16 protein-coding genes and 1 riboswitch are annotated in these 17,025 nt (G+C 65.0%); of the genes, 3 read left to right on the forward strand and 13 right to left on the reverse strand.

Annotation, left to right across the window (positions count from 1 at the left end):
- The 12 genes from AC1DV8_RS02970 to AC1DV8_RS03025 all read right to left on the reverse strand — a co-directional run bounded on the left by AC1DV8_RS02970 (window position 1) and on the right by AC1DV8_RS03025 (window position 12,282).
- A complete protein-coding gene (locus AC1DV8_RS02970; RefSeq protein ID WP_477156421.1) occupies window positions 1-816 on the reverse strand; it encodes an urea amidolyase associated protein UAAP1 in 816 nt (271 codons plus the stop codon).
- Entirely contained in the window at window positions 813-1,637 is an 825-nt protein-coding gene (locus AC1DV8_RS02975; protein WP_477156422.1) for an ABC transporter ATP-binding protein, read from the reverse strand. Before AC1DV8_RS02975 ends, AC1DV8_RS02970 begins: the two co-directional genes overlap by 4 nt.
- Window positions 1,634-2,452: an ABC transporter permease gene (locus AC1DV8_RS02980; protein ID WP_477156423.1), complete on the reverse strand. Its 819-nt coding sequence runs from the start codon at window positions 2,450-2,452 to the stop codon at window positions 1,634-1,636. The genes AC1DV8_RS02975 and AC1DV8_RS02980 overlap by 4 nt, the downstream gene beginning before the upstream one ends.
- A gap of 30 nt (window positions 2,453-2,482) precedes the next feature.
- Window positions 2,483-3,550 (reverse strand): putative urea ABC transporter substrate-binding protein, encoded by a 1,068-nt coding sequence (locus AC1DV8_RS02985; RefSeq protein ID WP_477156424.1) that lies wholly within the window; start codon window positions 3,548-3,550, stop codon window positions 2,483-2,485.
- A gap of 76 nt (window positions 3,551-3,626) precedes the next feature.
- Window positions 3,627-3,749: riboswitch (guanidine-I (ykkC/yxkD leader) on the reverse strand.
- 257 nt (window positions 3,750-4,006) lie between these two features.
- On the reverse strand, window positions 4,007-4,510 hold the full coding sequence (locus AC1DV8_RS02990) for a GyrI-like domain-containing protein (RefSeq protein ID WP_477156425.1): 504 nt from the start codon (window positions 4,508-4,510) through the stop codon (window positions 4,007-4,009).
- Window positions 4,511-4,617: 107 nt separating this feature from the next.
- Entirely contained in the window at window positions 4,618-5,694 is a 1,077-nt protein-coding gene (locus tag AC1DV8_RS02995; protein ID WP_477156426.1) for an ABC transporter ATP-binding protein, read from the reverse strand.
- A 5-nt stretch (window positions 5,695-5,699) separates the two neighbouring features.
- Window positions 5,700-6,692, reverse strand: coding sequence for a hypothetical protein (locus AC1DV8_RS03000; protein ID WP_477156427.1), 993 nt, complete (start codon window positions 6,690-6,692; stop codon window positions 5,700-5,702).
- Between the two features lie 11 nt (window positions 6,693-6,703).
- Window positions 6,704-7,582, reverse strand: a complete 879-nt coding sequence (locus AC1DV8_RS03005; protein ID WP_477156428.1) for a carbohydrate ABC transporter permease — start codon at window positions 7,580-7,582, stop codon at window positions 6,704-6,706.
- Entirely contained in the window at window positions 7,582-8,613 is a 1,032-nt protein-coding gene (locus tag AC1DV8_RS03010; RefSeq protein WP_477156429.1) for a carbohydrate ABC transporter permease, read from the reverse strand. Before AC1DV8_RS03010 ends, AC1DV8_RS03005 begins: the two co-directional genes overlap by 1 nt.
- Window positions 8,614-8,757: 144 nt before the next feature.
- Window positions 8,758-10,014: a sugar ABC transporter substrate-binding protein gene (locus AC1DV8_RS03015; protein WP_477156430.1), complete on the reverse strand. Its 1,257-nt coding sequence runs from the start codon at window positions 10,012-10,014 to the stop codon at window positions 8,758-8,760.
- A 5-nt stretch (window positions 10,015-10,019) separates the two neighbouring features.
- Window positions 10,020-11,102: a LacI family DNA-binding transcriptional regulator gene (locus AC1DV8_RS03020; RefSeq protein ID WP_477156431.1), complete on the reverse strand. Its 1,083-nt coding sequence runs from the start codon at window positions 11,100-11,102 to the stop codon at window positions 10,020-10,022.
- A gap of 157 nt (window positions 11,103-11,259) precedes the next feature.
- Window positions 11,260-12,282, reverse strand: a complete 1,023-nt coding sequence (locus tag AC1DV8_RS03025) for a LacI family DNA-binding transcriptional regulator (RefSeq protein WP_477148568.1) — start codon at window positions 12,280-12,282, stop codon at window positions 11,260-11,262.
- A 206-nt stretch (window positions 12,283-12,488) separates the two neighbouring features.
- Between AC1DV8_RS03025 and AC1DV8_RS03030 the strand changes: the two genes are divergently transcribed.
- The 3 genes from AC1DV8_RS03030 to AC1DV8_RS03040 are packed head-to-tail and all read left to right on the forward strand — an operon-like array spanning window position 12,489 to window position 16,016.
- A complete protein-coding gene (locus AC1DV8_RS03030) occupies window positions 12,489-14,030 on the forward strand; it encodes a sugar ABC transporter ATP-binding protein (protein ID WP_477148569.1) in 1,542 nt (513 codons plus the stop codon).
- On the forward strand, window positions 14,011-15,015 hold the full coding sequence (locus tag AC1DV8_RS03035; protein WP_477148570.1) for an ABC transporter permease: 1,005 nt from the start codon (window positions 14,011-14,013) through the stop codon (window positions 15,013-15,015). The genes AC1DV8_RS03030 and AC1DV8_RS03035 overlap by 20 nt, the downstream gene beginning before the upstream one ends.
- 50 nt (window positions 15,016-15,065) lie before the next feature.
- A complete protein-coding gene (locus AC1DV8_RS03040) occupies window positions 15,066-16,016 on the forward strand; it encodes a substrate-binding domain-containing protein (RefSeq protein WP_477156432.1) in 951 nt (316 codons plus the stop codon).
- Here the strand turns inward: AC1DV8_RS03040 and AC1DV8_RS03045 are convergent.
- Window positions 15,963-16,898 carry a LysR family transcriptional regulator gene (locus AC1DV8_RS03045; RefSeq protein WP_477156433.1) on the reverse strand — a complete coding sequence of 312 codons (936 nt, stop codon included), beginning with the start codon at window positions 16,896-16,898 and terminating at the stop codon, window positions 15,963-15,965. The two genes, AC1DV8_RS03040 and AC1DV8_RS03045, sit on opposite strands and share 54 nt — an antisense overlap.
- Between the last annotated feature and the right edge of the window lie 127 nt (window positions 16,899-17,025).

The raw sequence follows: 17,025 nt of genomic DNA on the forward strand, positions 1-17,025 counted from the left end.
TCAGGCCTCCGCGCGGGCGTTGTTTTCGAAGCCGCGGACGGCTTCGGCGGTGGCTGTGCGGCTGAGATCGTCAGCGGCGACCGTGGCGCGATAACGCGTTATCTCGACCGGGTTCGGGGCGTAGATCGGACTGGGGTCCAGCGGATGCGGGCAGTTGGAGAGGGCAACCAGCAGGTCAATTTCGGCACGGAGGTCGACATAGTCGCCGCCGTTAAGCAGCCCCGGCTGCCACTCGAAATGACCGTCGTCGTCGGAAACGCGGACCGGCGCGAACAAGGTCAGCGCCATGGGGATGTCGCGGCGGGCCAGGCCCAGCTTGCCCGCGGCGAGGACGAGGTTGTCGCGCGTATTGCGGGTAATGGCGCCGGGGTACTTCGCGGCATTGGCGGCCGCGTTCGAACCGCCGACGAGCAGGTCATGTGCGCCGCCCGAAGAATCCTCGGTGACCGAGAGCATGACGCGGCCCATGTCGGAGAACAGTACGCGGCCCTTCTGCACGCGCGTGTCCCACTGCACCTTGACGGTATCGGGCAGGTTCAGCCGCTCGCTGGTATCCCTCGCACCCCAGCAGACGAGCGCGACAGAGGCCGGGCCGTGGGCCTGCGCGATACGCAGTGCTTCGCCCTTGCGAAGCAGGGTCGACCAGTACCAGCCGCCGGCAATGGTTTCGGTCGCGATGATGTCGGCAGCTGCTATGCGCGCAGCCGGCAGGGGGCTAGCCTCGGGCAGAGCCTTGGTGGCGAAGGCGAGGCCCGCCTTCTGGTGCGCTTCGTAGCGCGCGCGATCGGCGGCGATCTGTTCGGGCGTTCGGCTCATGCCGGGGCTCCTTGAGGTACGGGAACCAGGTCGTCCTGGGGGGCGCCCGCCTCGAGGATCGGGTCGTCCCGATCGGGGCTGTCTGGATCGAGCACGCCGGCGCGTCGCGGCGGCCAGATGTCGATGTCTTGGCTGAGCGAGGCGCCGTAACGTTCGCGTTCGTCGGGCCGGTTGCGCGGCCGCTCGAAGGCGATGACGCGGGTGCCGAGGGTGAAGGCCTCGCGCATATCGTGGGTGACCATCACCACGGTGAGATTTGTCTCGTTCCAGAGCCGCTTCATCAGCACATGGATTTCGGCACGAATGCCGGGGTCCAACGCGCCGAACGGCTCGTCGAGGAGGAGGACGCGCGGCTTCATGATCAGGGCCTGCGCCAGGGCGAGGCGCTGCTGCATGCCACCCGATAGCTGGGCCGGGTATTTGTCCTCGCTGCCGGTGAGCCCGACTTCGGCGATCAGGCCGCGCGCTTCCTCGATGGCGTCACGGCGGGCGGGGCCGACGAGGCGGGCGCGGAAGCGGGAGGCTTCGAACTCCTTGCCAAGGAGGACGTTGCCGAGCACCGTCAGGTGCGGGAATACCGAGTAGCGCTGGAACACGACGCCGCGGTCCGGTCCGGGCTCGGGTGAGAGCGGCTTGCCGTCCAGTGTGATCGTGCCCCGCGTCGCCCGCTCTTCACCAAGCAGCAGTTTCAGGAACGTGGTCTTGCCGCAGCCGGAGGGGCCGACAAGCGCGACGAAGGCGCGGTCCTCGATGGTGAGCGACACCTTCTCGAGCACGATCTGGTCGCCATACTCTTTCCAGACATTGTCGACGACGATCATGACGCCTTCCCCAGTTCGGACCACGGGAAGACGCGGATGCGCAGCCAATCGAGGAGGACGTTGGTCAGGACCGCGAGCAGCGTGATCCAGATCACGTAGGGGAAGATCACGTCCATCGACAGGTAGCGGCGGACGAGGAAGATGCGGTAGCCGAGCCCCGAGTCTGCCGATATCGCTTCGGCGGCGATGAGGAACAGCCAGGCCGGCCCGAGCTGCAGGCGGAGGCAAGTGATGAGCCGGGGCAGGATCTGCGGGAGGACGACGCGGAGTGCGATCTGCCACGAATTGCCGCCCAGGGTTTCGGCTTTCACGGTCTGCTCGCGCGGCAATTCCATGACCTTGAGCGCCAGGTCGCGGATCATGATCGGGGCGACGCCGATGACGATCAGGGTGATCTTGGATGTCTCCCCGAGCCCCATGACGATGAAGAGAATGGGCAGCAGCGCCAGCGGCGGGACCATCGAGACGGCGGCGAAGAACGGGGCGAGCAGGGCCCGCGCGTAGGGCAGCATGCCGATGATCATGCCGAAGCAGAGCGCGATCACCGTCGAGATGCCGAGTGCGGTGAACAGGCGCCCGAGGCTTGCAAGCGTGTCGCCCCAGAGCAGGTATTCGCCGGTGCGCGGGTCGGCGATGAAGGCCATGCGGTTGATGGCATCGGTCAACGAGCCAAGCGCCGGCAGCAGCTTGTCCGCGGGGTTTTCGGTGAGGCGGGCGGCCGAGCCCAGCGCGTAGGCGAGCACCAGCAGCACGAAGGGCGCCAGTGCGAGGAGCAGCTGGTTGGTGCGTGTGGGCTTGAGGTTGATCAGGCGCATGGGGGCGGTCCGCCGTTCGTCACCGTCTGGTCAAAGCGACCCCGCCGCGGCCTCCTTCATGTAGGCGTCGGAGAACCGCAGCTTGATGTTGTTGGCATCGCCGAGGACCTCGCCGGACGGCAGCTCGATGCCGATCACGTCGGCTGAGGGGGCGCCGGAGCCGAGCAGGCCCTTGTCGAAGAGGAAGGTGCGGACCTTGTCCATGGTGGCCTTGAGGTCCGGGCTGTCAGTGAAGGCCACGGCCTCGGCAGGCGTCGGGAACAGCTTGGTGGCGGCGAGCTGGGACTCGAAGCCGGCCTGGTCGGTGCCCGAGGCGGCGCCCATGGCGGCGCGAGCCGCGGCGCCTTCCGGGGTGTCGGCGGTCATCACGGCCATGGTGTCGTACCAGATGCCGGCCAGCGCCTTGCCGAAGTTCGGGTTGTCCTTCAGCGTGGCGGAGTTAGCGACCATCATGTCGATGATCTCGCCAGGAATCTGCGAGCTGTCGAATACCTTGTGGGCGTCGGGAAGCGCGGCAATTTCGGAGACCATCGGGTTCCAGGTCACCATGGCGGTGACATCAGGGGTCTGGAAGGCGCCGACCATATCGGGGTCGGAGGTGTTGACGACGTTGACGTCGCGCTCGGTCATCCCGGCGCTTTCGAGGGCGCGGGCTAGCAGGTAGTGGCTCACCGAGAACTCGACGAGGTTGACCGGTTGGCCCTTGATGTCGGCGAGCGCGGTCTTGTCCTTCAAAATCACCGCGTCGTTGCCGGCGGAGAAATCGCCGATGATGACGGCGGTGGTGTCGACGCCGCCGGCGGCGGGGATCGACAGGCCGTCCATGTTGGTGAGCGTCACCGCGTCATAGGCGCCAGCGGTGTATTGGTTCATCGACTCGACGTAGTCGTTGAACTGGGTGACCTCGATGGTGATGCCGTACTTGTCGGCCCACTTGTTGACGATGCCGTTGTCAGCGGCGTAGCCCCAGGGCATCCAGCCGACATAGATCGACCAGGCGACCTTGAAGTCAGTCTTTTCGGCCGCGAAGGCGAGTGTCGCCGTGCTGGCGGCAAGGGCCGCGAGGGCGAGGGCGGAAACCAGTTTGGTGAACTTCATGCGCAATCCCCTGTTTCGACTTGGGGATTGGCGAGGGCGCGTAAAGACCCGCGCTGCCAATCCCTTGGCTTACGAGGTCTCCCGGGCTTTTGTCCCGCCGTGTCCCGGGCGGATGTCTCCCGCGCCGGTGGGTGCTCTCGGACCAGACACGCCGGCTCTTTAGAAAGATGCCGACGCCGGAACCCTAGCTCCTAATCTCTGCATACAGTCCAGCAAGCGACGTGCCACTCTAGGAAATACAGTGATTTCAATGAGTTGTTATGTGGATCGGCCTCGCCGCAGAACGCGACCTGCGGATTTTGCGAGCGCGATGGTCACGAAGTAGGCACTGCCTGCTGCTAAGGCAGAGACGCTGCATCTCGCCAGGCGCTGGCCAAAGCAAGCGCTGAGAACGGGAGCCGGGTTTGCCGGTCACGCGGCGCCCGCCTTTGCCCCTGTACGGATGGAATGATGCCGCTAGGTCACGATCTTGATCGATAACTCCACATCCCAGAGCAGCTTTCTTGGCTCGATCCGGTGATCGGTCAAATAGGCCTCGTAGCGGCACACGTACGACTCGGCTTGGGTGGGGTCGATCGGCTCAAACGCGGTTCCCGTATCGCGCGCCCACTTCATGAGCGCTTGATTGCTGCGCAGGCCGTTGCCCCTGTAGATAAGGGAGGCGAATTTGCCGCCAGGGAGCAAGCCGGCCTTGATCTGGGGGTGGTTTGGCGGGGCCGACCCGGTCAGGAAGCCGGCCTCGATATCCATGATGTCCTTCATGTCGCAATGATAGTAGCGGAGGAAGTACGGCCCTTCCTCCTCGATGCCGTTGGTCTTGCTCCACGCCCGCAAGTCCTTGAGCGCCCGCGTGGCGCGAGCGAACATTCCGGGAAACGGGGTCTTCAACCGTATCCCCACATAGGGCCGGTCGCGCTTCTCGACGATCGTGGCCGGACCGATGACGGTTTCTGCCTTCATGCCGCCCTCCATGTGCTCAACTTGTAGCGAATGCTTCCGCATTCCAACACGTTCAAGACGGGCGCATTTGATAATCCGTGCCTTGTGCCTTCCGTCAGACTTTGGCGTTAGTGCACCGCTGCCCCCGAGGCCAGGAACAGACTTGCCCTCTCGGGCTGTGGCGCAAGGTTCAGGTCCTCGCCGACGACTACGTCCACATCGCCGGGAAGCGCCACGATGATCTGCTGGCCGGATGCGAGGGTCATTGCAGCGAGGGTTTCGTTGCCGAGCCGCTCGACGAGCTTCACTTTGCCGCCAATCTGGTGGTCGCCGGTGGTGCCCAGGTGATGCGGCCGTAGGCCGATGGTGACCTCGTCGCCGCTGCTCACGGCGGCGTTCGAGCGGGGAAGGACCAGCGTGCCAATGTCACTCGACGACAGCTTGACGCTGGTCGCATCGGCGTCATCGACGCGGGCCTTGAGCAGGTTCATCTTCGGCGAGCCGATGAAGCCGGCGACGAACAGGTTCGCCGGACGATGGTAGAGGTCAAGCGGCGAGCCGATCTGCTGGACGACACCGGCGTCGAGCACGACGATCTTGTCGGCGAGCGTCATGGCTTCGACCTGGTCGTGGGTGACATAGATCATCGTCGCCCCGAGGTCGGCGTGGAGCTTCGCCAGTTCCATGCGCATGTCGACACGCAGCGCCGCGTCGAGATTGCTCAGCGGCTCGTCGAACAGGAACACGCCGGGATGACGCACGATAGCGCGGCCGATGGCGACGCGCTGGCGCTGGCCGCCCGAGAGCTGGCTCGGACGCCGCTCGAGCAGGTGCTCCATCTGCAGGATGCGTGCGGCTTCGGCGACCTTGGCGTCCTTTTCGGCCTTGGGCGCCTTGGCGATGGTGAGGCCGAAGGCGAGGTTCTCGCGCACCGTCATGTGCGGGAAGATGGCGTAGCTCTGGAACACCATGGCGATCGACCGGTCCTTGGGCGGCAGGTCGTTGACCACCCGGTCGCCGATGGTGAGCGTGCCCCCCGAGATGTCCTCGAGCCCGGCGATCATCCGGAGCAAGGTCGACTTGCCGCAGCCTGACGGGCCGACGAACACGCAGAACTCACCGTCCGCGATGTCGATGTCGACACCCTTGATGACCTCGGTGGAGCCGTAGACCTTCTTGATACCGTTGAGCGACACGCGTGCCATTGTTGCTACTCCGCTGCGTCTCTGATGGGGACTACCGAAAGCAGGCCGTCTGCGCCGACGACCACCGGTTCGGGATCCATGACGTAACCGCCAAATTGCGCCTTGCCGTTGTCGGCAAAGCCGAGAATCCGCAGCCCGTCCGGCGTTTCGACAATCCGCGCCGCATACCGCCGGCAGGGTTCGGCGCCATCGAGGAACGGACCGGGCGCGATCTGCCAGGGCCCGCGCGGATCGTCTGCGATGAGGTAGTGCGTGCCGGTGACCGGGCTTTGCGGGTTGAACCGCCGGTAGGCCTCGGACCATTGCTGGCCCGAGCAGCAGAACAGGCAGTACCATTTGTGGCCCTGCCGAAAGACCTGCGGCACTTCGAGCTGGCCGAAACCGCCGGAGAACACCGGTGGCTGCAAGGTCCAGGTCATCAGGTCGTCCGAGGTGGCAAAGCCGATCGCCCCGCCGGCGTTGGGTTCGGCCACGCCGGGAACGCGGGCGGTGAAGTACATCAGCCAGCCCTTGCCGTTGGGATCTCGCATCACCCACGGATCGCGCATGGCGCGGTCGTGCCAGTGGCCGATGGCATGCTGCGCCTCGTAGTGCGCGGCCGCCGGCCCTTCGATATCGAGGCAGAAGCCGGTGCCGACGCGCTGCCAGTTGTGCAGGTCCGTCGAGGTGGCGTGGCCGATACGCTGATAGAGTCCGTCCTCAGCGCGGCGCGTGCCGGTGTAGAACAGGTGCCATAGGTCATCGTCGCCGCGGATCACCGAGCCGGTCCAGGTGGTGTAATCGTCCCAGGCCGAGCCGGCACTGGGGGTCAGGCTCGTTCCCAGGTGCTGCCAGTCGATGAGGTTGTCCGACACGGCGTGTCCCTGCGAGACGTTGAAGTGGCGTAGATCGGGATCGCCAAGGCCCTTGTCGGCCTGCAGGAAGAACCCGTGCCAACGGCTGCCGTCATGGACGTACCAGCTGTCCCAGATCCATTTCTTTTCGAGGGCAATGACCATGAATAACTCCGTCAGCCTTTGACGCCGGTCGAGGCGATCGAGGCGATAAATGCGCGTTGCAGGAAGAGGTAGAAGGCGAGCACCGGCACGGTGATCATCGACAGGTAGGCCATGATCTCGCCCCAGGCCCGGTTGAGCTGGAAGAAGTACTGCAGCCCGACCATCACCGGCCGGTAGCCCTCCTGCTGCACCACCATCAGCGGCCACAGGTACTGGTTGTACATGACGAGGAACTTGAGGATTGCCGCGGTCGCCAGCACCGGGCCAGCAAGCGGCATCACCACCTTGCGGTAGACCTGCCACCAGGTTGCCCCTTCGACGCGGGCGGCCTCGATCAGCTCGCCCGGCAGGTCCTTGAAGTACTGCACGAACAGAAAGATCGTGAGGCCGTCCGCGATGAAGGGGACGATCTGCACCTGGTAGGAGTTGAGCCAGCCGAAGGTCAGGCCGTCGAGGCCGAGCCACGGCAGCTTGGAGGCGATTAGCAGCAGCGGGATGGCGATGGTCTCGAACGGTACGATGAGTGTCGCGAGGATCGCCGTCAGCACCAGTTCGCGTCCGCGCCAGTCGACGAACACAAAGGCGAAGGCGGCGGCGGAGCAGATGAGCAGCGATAGGATCACCGTCACGCCGGTGACCAGCACCGAGTTGAAGATGAACAGCCCCACCGGCGCCCGCTTGAACGCGTCGGAATAGTTATCGAGCGAGATGTCGCCCACCGGCAGGAACGCGGCGAGGCTGCCTGTGTCACCCAGCAGTTGCTGGTCCGGCTTCAAACTCGACACCACCATGAAGATCAGCGGGAAGATGAAGATCACCGCGATCAGGATCAGCACGGCATAGCGCACGGCGAGGCGCAGCCCGCGGTTGTCGGAGGCGATCGTGGCCATCACTTCTTCTCCCGGGTGAGGTAGCGCTGGATCAGCGAGATCGAGAATACGATGACGAACAGGATCACCGAGATGGTCGAGCCACCGGAGATGTCCTGCTTGCCGTAACCGCGTTCGACCGCCTGGAAGACGATGGTCTGGGTGGAGTCGAGCGGCCCGCCGCCGGTCATCACGTCGATCTGCGAGAACAGCGCGAAGGCCTGCATGGTGATGACGATCAGGATCAGCACGGCCGTATTGCGGAGGCCGGGCCAGGTGACATAACGGAACACCTGCCACTTGCTCGAGCCCTCGATAGCCGCGGCCTCGTACAGTGAGGGACTGATGGTCTGGAGGCCCGAGAGCCAGATCACCATGTGGAAGCCCACCGCCTGCCAGATCGACATGGCGATGATGGCGCCGAGCGCGGTCGAGGGGTTGCCGAGCCAATCCACCTTCGGGAACGCCCCGAAGGTCACCGCGCCAAGCAGGTTGTTCAGCAGCCCACTGCTGCCGTCATAGATGAAGCGCCAGAGCAGCGAGACGACGACGATCGAGACCACGACCGGCATGAAATAGATGGCGCGGAACAGGTTGATGCCCTTGAGCCGCTGGTTGATCAGTAGCGCCAGCACCAGCGCGAGCCCGGCCTGCACCGGCGCGACCACCAGAACGAAGATGAAGGTGTTGACGATCGCCTTCATGAACACGACGTCGCGGGCCAGCACATAGGTGGGGTTATCGCCCAGCTGGAAGCTGAACCATTCGCGCATGCCGTCGAATTGCGGGAAGTCTGGATTGTTGCGGGTGAAGCTTCGCAGCGACGGATACTTTGGCGCGCCGGCCTCGTTGCGCACCACGGCGCCCGTATCGTCGCGCTCGGGCTCGAGCGTCAGCAGACCGACACCGAGCAACTGCTCGTAGTTGGCAAGGCCGACGAACTGGGTGGGATTGGGCGAGATCAGCCGCTGGTTGGTGAAGCTGAGGATAATCGCGAAGATGAACGGCAGGACCACGAACACGGCGATGAGGAACGCCGCCGGCCCCGCCATGAGCCATCCAACTCGATTTGACCGTGTGAACTTGGAAGCCATGTTGATCTCGCGAATTGCCAAGGACTTGGGGACCGGCGTGGGGACCGACGTGGGACCCCGGCCGGAGCCGGGATCCCTCCCAGGGCTAGAGGGAGTTGAGCCCTAGAAGCCGTAATTGCCGTTCTTGGCGATGTCGGCGTCGATCTCGTCGACCGCGGCATCGAGCGTCGCGCTGACCTCGGCGCCGTTGGCGATATCGGCAATGGCCTTTTCGAACACCTTGGCGGCGACGACGTAGCCCGGGGTCACCGGACGGACGAGCGCCTGCTTGGCCGAGAGATCGAAGAACACGGCCATGTCGCCGCCGTCCTTGTAGTGCTCTGTCAGCTGGGCCGCCGTCGGGGTGGCCGGGATCAGGCCGATGCCGTCGGTGAAGGTCGCGAGATACTTGTCCTGCAGGGCGAACTCGATGAACTTGGCCGCCCCGTCGGGATGGGCCGACTTGGCCGAGACGCCGAACTGCCAGGATGCCGCGCCGATCTTGGGCCCGTTACCGAAATCGGGAGCAGGCAGGAAGACGGTGTCCGGGAACTGCTTGAGCGTGTTCAACGCTGCCCAGTTGCCGTTCCACGAGAAGGCGTACTTGCCGGCGGCAAAGCCGTTGTCGCGGTCCGCAGGATCCTGAGTCGCCTGGGCATAGCCGTCCTTGAACAGGCTCTGCCACCATTCGCCGAACGCCACCGCGGCTTCGCCATTGAGCACGCCTTCCGCAGTCTTGTAGGTCGAGCGATCGACGATGTCGCCGCCGAAGCTCTGCAGGAACGGCGAGAACGCATAGGGGTACCACTCGCCGGTCCAGGCCATGCCCGGGTCGAAGGCGAACTCGTACTTGCCCGAAGCCTTGGCCTTGGCCAGGGCGTCCATGAATTCGTCCTTGGTCCAGGGCTGGTCGAGGGTCGGCTGCCGGAGCCCGAGCTCGTCGAGGATCGACTTGCGGGTGACGAGGGCCACCGCCGCGTCCCACAGGCCGATCGAATAGAGCTGGCCGTTCCAGACGCCCTTGGTGCCGGGCAGGAACGTCGCGATCTTGCTCTCGTCGATCTTGAGCGGCTGCATATAGCCGGACCACGCCCAGTTGGGCATCACCGGGCCGTCGACGTCGAGAATGTCCGGCAGGTTGCCCGCCAATGCCCCGGCGACGACGCTGTCGTTATAGGCGGCCTGCGGGAAGCTCTGCAGCTCGACCTTCCAGTCGGCTTGGCTGGCGTTGAAGTCCGTGATGATCTGATTGACGATCTTGGATTCAACTTCGTTGCCGGCGCCGTGATACCACATGGAGAGCGTGGTCTGGGCGAAGGCAGCGCCTGACGAAAGCGCCGTAGAGAGCAGGACGCTCGCTAGGATCGCGAATTTGCTCATTGTCATTAGTCCTCCCTGACGAGTTTGAGCTGTGAGACATTGGGGGAGCGCCGCTCGGCCACCGAGCTGCGCCAGTAGACCGGCCCCGCGACGATATCGGGGCCCGTCTCATCTCGGCCTTCGCCGGAGATCAGGTCCAGGAGGCGCTGCGCCGCGCGCACGCCCATGGCGGTATAGGGGAGCTCCACCGTGGTCAGCGGCGGATAGAGCGTCTCGGCGATAACGCGGTAGTTGTCGTAGCCGGCCACCGAGATCTCGTCCGGCACCTGCAGGCCGCGCGAGCGCAGGATCCCGTAGACCTTGAGCGCCATGCGATCATTACCGCAGCAGAACACGGTGGGCGGCTGCGGCAGGCGCAGCATGTGGTCGATTGCCGCCCACAGCACTTGCGTCTCGCCCTCGGGGCTGCCGATCTCAACGCACTGTACCAGCGTCGGGTCATAGGCAAGCCGCGCCTCGGCCAGCGCCTCGCGGTAGCCCGCCTTGCGCAGCCCTGTCGCAACGATATCCTCGCGCAGCGTCAGGTAGGCGATCCGCTCGTGCCCGGCCGCGATCAGCCGCGCCACCAGGTCATGCTGTCCCCGCCGGTCGTCGGGAATCACCGCAGGCGTACCGGCATCGTCGAAGCAGTTGGTCAGCACGATCGGCGTATCGTCGGGCACAGGCGGCAGTTGGACGTTCTGGTGGTACGGGGCCACGTAGAACAGTCCTTCGACCCGGTGCTCGAGGAAGGTCTTGATGAGCTCGGGTGCCCGCTCGGAGCGGCCCCCGGAATCCGCGATCATCAACGTCTTGCCGGTGAGGCCGATGGTCTGCTGGATGCCGCGAACCAGCAGCAGTTCCGGCAGACCGGCTGGTTGCGCCGGCTCGACCTGGTCCGAGATGGCGCCGGTGATCAGCCCGATCAGGCCGGATTTGTTGGACCGCATCATGCGGGCCGCGCTGGAGGGGACGTAGCCGAGCGAAGCAATCGCGGCATTGACCGCGTCGCGCGTCTTCTTGCCGACGGGCGCGTCCCCGTTCAGCACACGGCTCACGGTCTTGGGCGACACCTTCGCGGCTTTCGCCACGTCGTAGATGGTTGCCATCTGCTCCTCCCGGGCCATTCATCGTTGTGACACCGATGTCATGACACCGATGTCATCTACGTCCAGAAGGCGCGAGAGTCAATGGTCGGCTCTAGGAGGTGGGATCGAGAAACAGGAGCGCAGCCGCAAGGCCCGCTCCGGGGTAGGGCGTACTCGGCTATGGGGCCGGGGGACTTACTGAATTGCGAACGACGAGCTCGCTGCGGAGTAGCAACTCAGTGCGGTCGGGCCGGTTGCCCTCAAGCAGGCCGAGCAGAACGTCCATGGCGGCCTCGCCGATTCTGAGCCGCGGCTGCTTCATGGTCGTGAGGGAGGGGGTAACGAAGCTGGCGAATGAGATGTCATCGAAGCCCATCACGGAGAACTGGCGGGGCAGGTCGTACCGGCGTGCGGTGAGGGCGATGATGACGCCGAGCGCGGTGGCGTCGTTGACGCACAGGAACGCCGTCGGCAGCACGTCGCGCACGAACATGTGCTCGGTTGCCTGCCTGCCGCTTTCGGTCGTGCCGTCGCCATTGAGGATCATGAGCGGATCGATGGTAATTCCGGCGCCCTCGAGCGCGGCGCGATAGCCTTTCTCGCGCAGTTGGTTGACCGCCCGGCTGGTCGAACGGCCGATGAAGGCGATCCGCTGATGGCCCTGCGAGATCAGGTGCTCGGCCGCCAGCCTCGCGCCCTCGAAATTGTCGACGCCGACGAACGGCACGTCGCTATTGGCCACCGGCTCGTTCACCGCCACCATCGGAGGCAGGCGGGTCTCGGCGCCCTCCTGGCCGTGACCGAAGGGCAGGTGCCCGGTGAGGAGAATCAGGCCGTCGGCCTGGTTGGAGCTGATAAAGCGCAGGTAGTCGGTCTCACGCTCGGGGTCGTTTCGCGTGTTACCGATCAGCACCCCGTAGCCACGCTTGCTCGCCTCGGTTTCGAGCCCGACGAGGATGTTGGAGAAGTTCGGGTCGCCGACATCGGGGGCGAGAATCAGGATCATGTTGGAGCGCCGCATGCGCAGCGAGCGCGCCATGGCGTTGGCGGCGTAGCCGGTCTGCGCAATGGCCTCGTTGACCTTGCGGCGGGTCTCGTCGGCTACCTTGGTCGGCTCGTTGATGGCCCGGCTGACCGTGGCGATGGACACCCCGGCAATCGCCGCAACGTCTTCTATCGTCGCCAGTTTTTGTTGCTGCACCTGGTACTCCGTCCGCCACCCAACTTGCCAGGCGTCCCCCTTCTTCCCTTAGCCAGAAGGCATGGAATGCGCCAGATGGTCCGACCAAAGGCTACACAGTTACCTGTCTATGTAAACCTTTACATCATTTATGAAAACCTTTACATCGATGGTTCGGAAGCGAGCGGAGGGCATAACCCGGCCGCTTCCAGGGGAGGCAAATCAAGATGTCGAACGCCGTGGGCGCGAGCGCGCCGGCGATCCTTGCGGCCAGCCGGATCTCGAAGTCGTTCAACGACGTCCCGGTGCTGTTCAGCGTCGATTTCGACGTGAAACGCGGCGAGGTTCACGCCATCATCGGCGAGAACGGCGCCGGCAAGTCCACCCTCATCAAGATCCTCTCGGGCATCGAGCAGCCGACCTCGGGCACCGTGGTCTATGACGGCAAGCAGGCCGTGCTGCCACCCAATGGCGAGGCCGAGGCGATGGGCATCGTGCTCATCCACCAGGAGCTCAACCTCGCCGAGCACCTGACCGTTGCCGACTCGATCTTCCTTGGCCGCGAGATCCGCCGTTTCGGCTTCCTCGACGTGCGCCAGATGCGTCAGAAGGCGAGGGCGGTACTCGAAACGCTGCACGTCCATGTCGATCCCGATGCGCGGATCAGCACGCTCTCGGTCGCGGACAAGCAGATGGTCGAGATCGCAAAGGCCATCAGCCGCGATGCGCGAGTGCTGATCATGGACGAGCCGACCGCCGTGCTGTCGGTGGGCGAGACGCAGACGCTGTTCGAGCAGATCCGCCGCCTCACGGCGCGCGGCGTCGCCGTGATCTTCATCTCGCACAAGCTCGACGAGGTCATGCAACTTGCCCAGCGCGTTACCGTGCTCCGCGACGGCCAGTTGATCGCCACGGTCAGCACCACGGCGCTGACGCCGGATTCGGCGGCGCAGATGATGGTCGGCCGCGAGCTCACCAACCTCTATCCGCCCAAGCACGAACCCGATATCGACGCGCCGCTGCTGCTCTCGGTGCGCGGGCTCAAGGCGCCGGGCGTCAAGGACATCTCGTTCGATTTGAGGAAGGGCGAGATTCTCGGCTTTGCCGGCCTCATCGGCTCGGGCCGCACCGCGGTCGCCGAAGCTATCGCCGGCCTCACGCACAGGACGGGCGGCGAGATCGAGGTCAAGGGCAAGCCGGCCAACTTCACCCGTGTCGCCCAGTCGGTGGCGGCCGGCCTCGCCTACATGACCAAGGACCGCAAGGGCAAAGGCCTCCTCCTCAACATGGGGCTGCAGCCCAACCTCACGCTGCTGACGCTCAAGAAGCACCTCAAGGCCGGCTTCCTCGACAGCGCCAGCGAGGCCAAGGCGCTCGAGCGCGCAGTGCGTCGCTTCGATATCCGCGCCCGCGATCCCTCGGTCGCCGTCGGCCGGCTCTCAGGCGGCAACCAGCAGAAGCTGATGCTGGGCAAGACCATGGAATCCGAGCCCGACATCATCATCATGGACGAGCCGACGCGCGGCATCGATGTCGGCACCAAGCAGCAGATCTACCACATCATCGCGGCGCTCGCCGCCGAGGGCAAAGCCATCATCGTCATCTCGTCCGAGATGCAGGAGGTCATCGGGCTCAGCCACCGCGTCGTGGTCATGCGCGAGGGTCGCATGGCGGGCCTGCTCGAGGGCGCCGAGATCACCGAAGCAGAAATCATGCGGTACGCCGCCGGCATCAAACAGAGTGGAAACGATGAGCGCATCAGCGCCTGATATTGCAGCGAAGCCCGCCAGGGGGTTCCGCCTCGATCTGAAGACGGTCGGACCCCTCGTGGCGCTGTTGTTGCTGGTGATCCTGGGCATCTCGCTCAACGAGAACTTCCTCACCTACAACAACCTCACCAACGTCCTCGCACGCTCGAGCTTCATCGGCATCATCGCCATCGGGGCGACCTTCGTCATCACCTCGGGCGGGCTCGACCTCTCGGTCGGCTCGATGGCGGCGGTGATCGCGGGCGTGATGATCATCGTCATGAATTCGCTGATCCCCTCGATGGGCATCGGAGTAGGCGTCGTCCTCGTCGGCATGGGGGCAGGCCTGCTGCTCGGCGGCGGGGCCGGTGTCGGCAACGGCCTGATGATCACGCGCGGCCGCATCGAAGCCTTCATCGTGACGCTGGGCACCATGGGCATCTTCCGCTCTCTCGTCACCTTCCTTGCCGATGGCGGTACGCTGTCGCTCAATTTCCAGGTCGCCGACGTCTACCGCCCGGTCTACTACGACGGCATCCTCGGCGTGCCGTGGCCGATCATTGTCTTCGCGGTCGTCGCGATCGGCGGCGAGATCGTCATGCGCCGCACCGCCTTCGGCCGCTACTGCGCCGCCATCGGCTCCAGCGAGCAGGTCGCGCGCTATTCCTCGATCAATGTCGATAACGTCCGGCTGCTGACCTACATCCTGCAGGGCGTGCTCGTCGCCGTCGCGGTGCTGCTCTATGTGCCGCGGCTCGGCTCGGCCTCGAGCACGACAGGCGTCCTCTGGGAGCTCGAAGCTATCGCCGCGGTGATCATCGGCGGCACCACGCTCAAGGGCGGCTACGGCCGGATCTGGGGCACCGTGGTCGGCGTCGTGATCCTCGGGCTCATCGGCAACATCCTGAACCTCCAGAGCTTCATCAGCCCGTACCTCAACGGAGCGTTCCAGGGCGTCATCATCATTCTCGCCGTGCTGCTGCAGCGGGGGCGCCGCACCAGCTAGGCCAATCGCAATCCACATCGCCCGCTCAAGGGCACTTTTGGGAGGACTAAATGAAATTGCTGAAATCTCTTCTTGCCGCGGCGGTCGTCGCCGGCGGCCTGGGTGGGGTCGCGCTCGCGCAGGACAAGGTGACCATCGGCGTCTCGGTGCCGGCGGCCGACCATGGCTGGACGGGCGGGGTCAACTACTTCGCCCAGCAGGCGATCGAGCGGCTGAAGAAGACCTACGCCAATGTCGATTTCGTCTTCGCTTCGGCCCCCGATGCGCCCAAGCAGATCGCCGACATCGAGGACATGGTCTCGACCCGCAATATCGATGCCCTCGTCATCCTGCCGGGCGATCCCGACGCGATGACCTCGGCTATCAAGCAGGTCAAGGACGCCGGCAAGTTCGTCACCGTGGTCGACCGCCAGCTGTCGATCAACGGCGTTGAGAACCTCTATGTCGCCGGTGACAATCCGGGCCTCGGCGCCAACTCGGCCGCGTACTTCAAAGATGCGCTGCCCGAGGGCGGCAACATCGTCATCCTGCGCGGCCTGCCGATCCCGATCGACCAGCAGCGCTTCGACGCCTTCATGAAGGGCATCGAAGGCACCAACATCAAGGTGCTGGACGACGAGTTCGCCAACTGGAACCGCGATGACGGCTTCAAGGTGATGCAGGACTTCCTGACCCGCTTCCCCGACATCAAAGCGGTGTGGGCGCAGGACGACGACATCGCGCTCGGCGCCATCGAGGCGATCAAGCAGGCCGGCCGCGAGAACGACATGTTCATCGTCGGCGGCGCCGGCATGCAGCAGATGCTGCAGCGCGTCCAGGCGGGCGACAAGCTCGTCCCGGTCGATGTGAGCTACAGCCCGGCGATGATCGCCACCGCGATCGAGCTCACTACGTCGCACTTTGTCGGCGGCGTGCAGGTGGCTGGCCGTTTCGTTCTCGACTCGACGCTAATCACCAAGGACAACGCCGCCGAGTTCCTCGACGCCGAGAGCCCGTTCTGATCGAACATCTGAACTGAAAACGAAGGGGSGGGGCCCCCACGGGCCCCCCCTGGCGTTCATCGTGCGGCTCGAGCGATCGTCGCGCCAGGCGAGGAACCAGTGGCCGGGGCGGGTGACCATGCCGAGTGGCGCGATCAGGCGGCCCTGTGCCAGCGCATCCCAGGTCGCGGGGCCGGGGCCAATGGCCACACCGAGGCCGGCTTCCGCCGCCTGTACGCTGAACGAGAGCGCGTCGTACCAGATGGTCTCGCGCGGGGGCAGGGCGATGCCCGCCTCGCGGGCCCAGTTGGTCCACATATCGGGCGGCCAGCGGATATCGAGCCGCGGCAGGCTCCACAGAAAATCGCGCGTCACCTGCCGATCACGCACCAGCATCGGGCTCACCACCGGACCGAACGTCTCGGGCGCCACCGGCACCACGGTCATCCCGTGGATCTTGAGCAGCGGCCCCACCCCGACATAGACATCGATCGAGCGATCGGCCGGGTTGATCTCGCGCGTCCAGGTGGTGAGCCGCACTGATTTGCCGCCGAGCGCCGCTTCGAGGCTCTGCAGCCGCGGTACCAGCCAGCGGAGGAGGAACGTGTCGGGCGCGGTCAGCATGATGGTCGATTGGCTGGCGGCTGCATGCAGATGCTCGGTGCCGCGCGTAATCGAGGCGAAGGCCTCGGTCACCGTCGCCGCGAACGCCGCCGCCTCCGGCGTCAGCTTCATCGAACGGTTGCCGCGCTCAAACAGGGCCATGCCGAACTCGTCCTCGAGGTTCTTGATGTGCCGGCTGATGGCGCCGCTCGTCACATGCAACTCGTCGGCAGCCCGCTTCACGCTGCCCAGCCGGGCGGCGACCTCGAAGGCACGGATGGCGTTGAGCAGATGCAGCATCGGACCGTTGAGGAAAAGTCAATCGAACAGCTGAAATTGAGGCTGTTTGTCACGCAACGTCCATCCTAGCGTAACGCCATAATACGCGGGCTTATCAGGCGATCCGGGAGGCACTCGGCGCCCGGAC

Source organism: Devosia sp. P3_B2 (assembly GCF_056402875.1).

Excerpts from the sequence above, each read along its gene's own strand:
- AC1DV8_RS02970 (WP_477156421.1), bottom strand. The coding sequence starts at position 816 with ATGAGCCGAACGCCCGAACAGATCGCCGCCGATCGCGCGCGCTACGAA.
- AC1DV8_RS02975 (WP_477156422.1), bottom strand. The coding sequence starts at position 1,637 with ATGATCGTCGTCGACAATGTCTGGAAAGAGTATGGCGACCAGATCGTG.
- AC1DV8_RS02980 (WP_477156423.1), bottom strand. The coding sequence starts at position 2,452 with ATGCGCCTGATCAACCTCAAGCCCACACGCACCAACCAGCTGCTCCTC.
- AC1DV8_RS02985 (WP_477156424.1), bottom strand. The coding sequence starts at position 3,550 with ATGAAGTTCACCAAACTGGTTTCCGCCCTCGCCCTCGCGGCCCTTGCC.
- AC1DV8_RS02990 (WP_477156425.1), bottom strand. The coding sequence starts at position 4,510 with ATGAAGGCAGAAACCGTCATCGGTCCGGCCACGATCGTCGAGAAGCGC.
- AC1DV8_RS02995 (WP_477156426.1), bottom strand. The coding sequence starts at position 5,694 with ATGGCACGCGTGTCGCTCAACGGTATCAAGAAGGTCTACGGCTCCACC.
- AC1DV8_RS03000 (WP_477156427.1), bottom strand. The coding sequence starts at position 6,692 with ATGGTCATTGCCCTCGAAAAGAAATGGATCTGGGACAGCTGGTACGTC.
- AC1DV8_RS03005 (WP_477156428.1), bottom strand. The coding sequence starts at position 7,582 with ATGGCCACGATCGCCTCCGACAACCGCGGGCTGCGCCTCGCCGTGCGC.
- AC1DV8_RS03010 (WP_477156429.1), bottom strand. The coding sequence starts at position 8,613 with ATGGCGGGGCCGGCGGCGTTCCTCATCGCCGTGTTCGTGGTCCTGCCG.
- AC1DV8_RS03015 (WP_477156430.1), bottom strand. The coding sequence starts at position 10,014 with ATGAGCAAATTCGCGATCCTAGCGAGCGTCCTGCTCTCTACGGCGCTT.
- AC1DV8_RS03020 (WP_477156431.1), bottom strand. The coding sequence starts at position 11,102 with ATGGCAACCATCTACGACGTGGCGAAAGCCGCGAAGGTGTCGCCCAAG.
- AC1DV8_RS03030 (WP_477148569.1), top strand. The coding sequence starts at position 12,489 with ATGTCGAACGCCGTGGGCGCGAGCGCGCCGGCGATCCTTGCGGCCAGC.
- AC1DV8_RS03035 (WP_477148570.1), top strand. The coding sequence starts at position 14,011 with ATGAGCGCATCAGCGCCTGATATTGCAGCGAAGCCCGCCAGGGGGTTC.
- AC1DV8_RS03040 (WP_477156432.1), top strand. The coding sequence starts at position 15,066 with ATGAAATTGCTGAAATCTCTTCTTGCCGCGGCGGTCGTCGCCGGCGGC.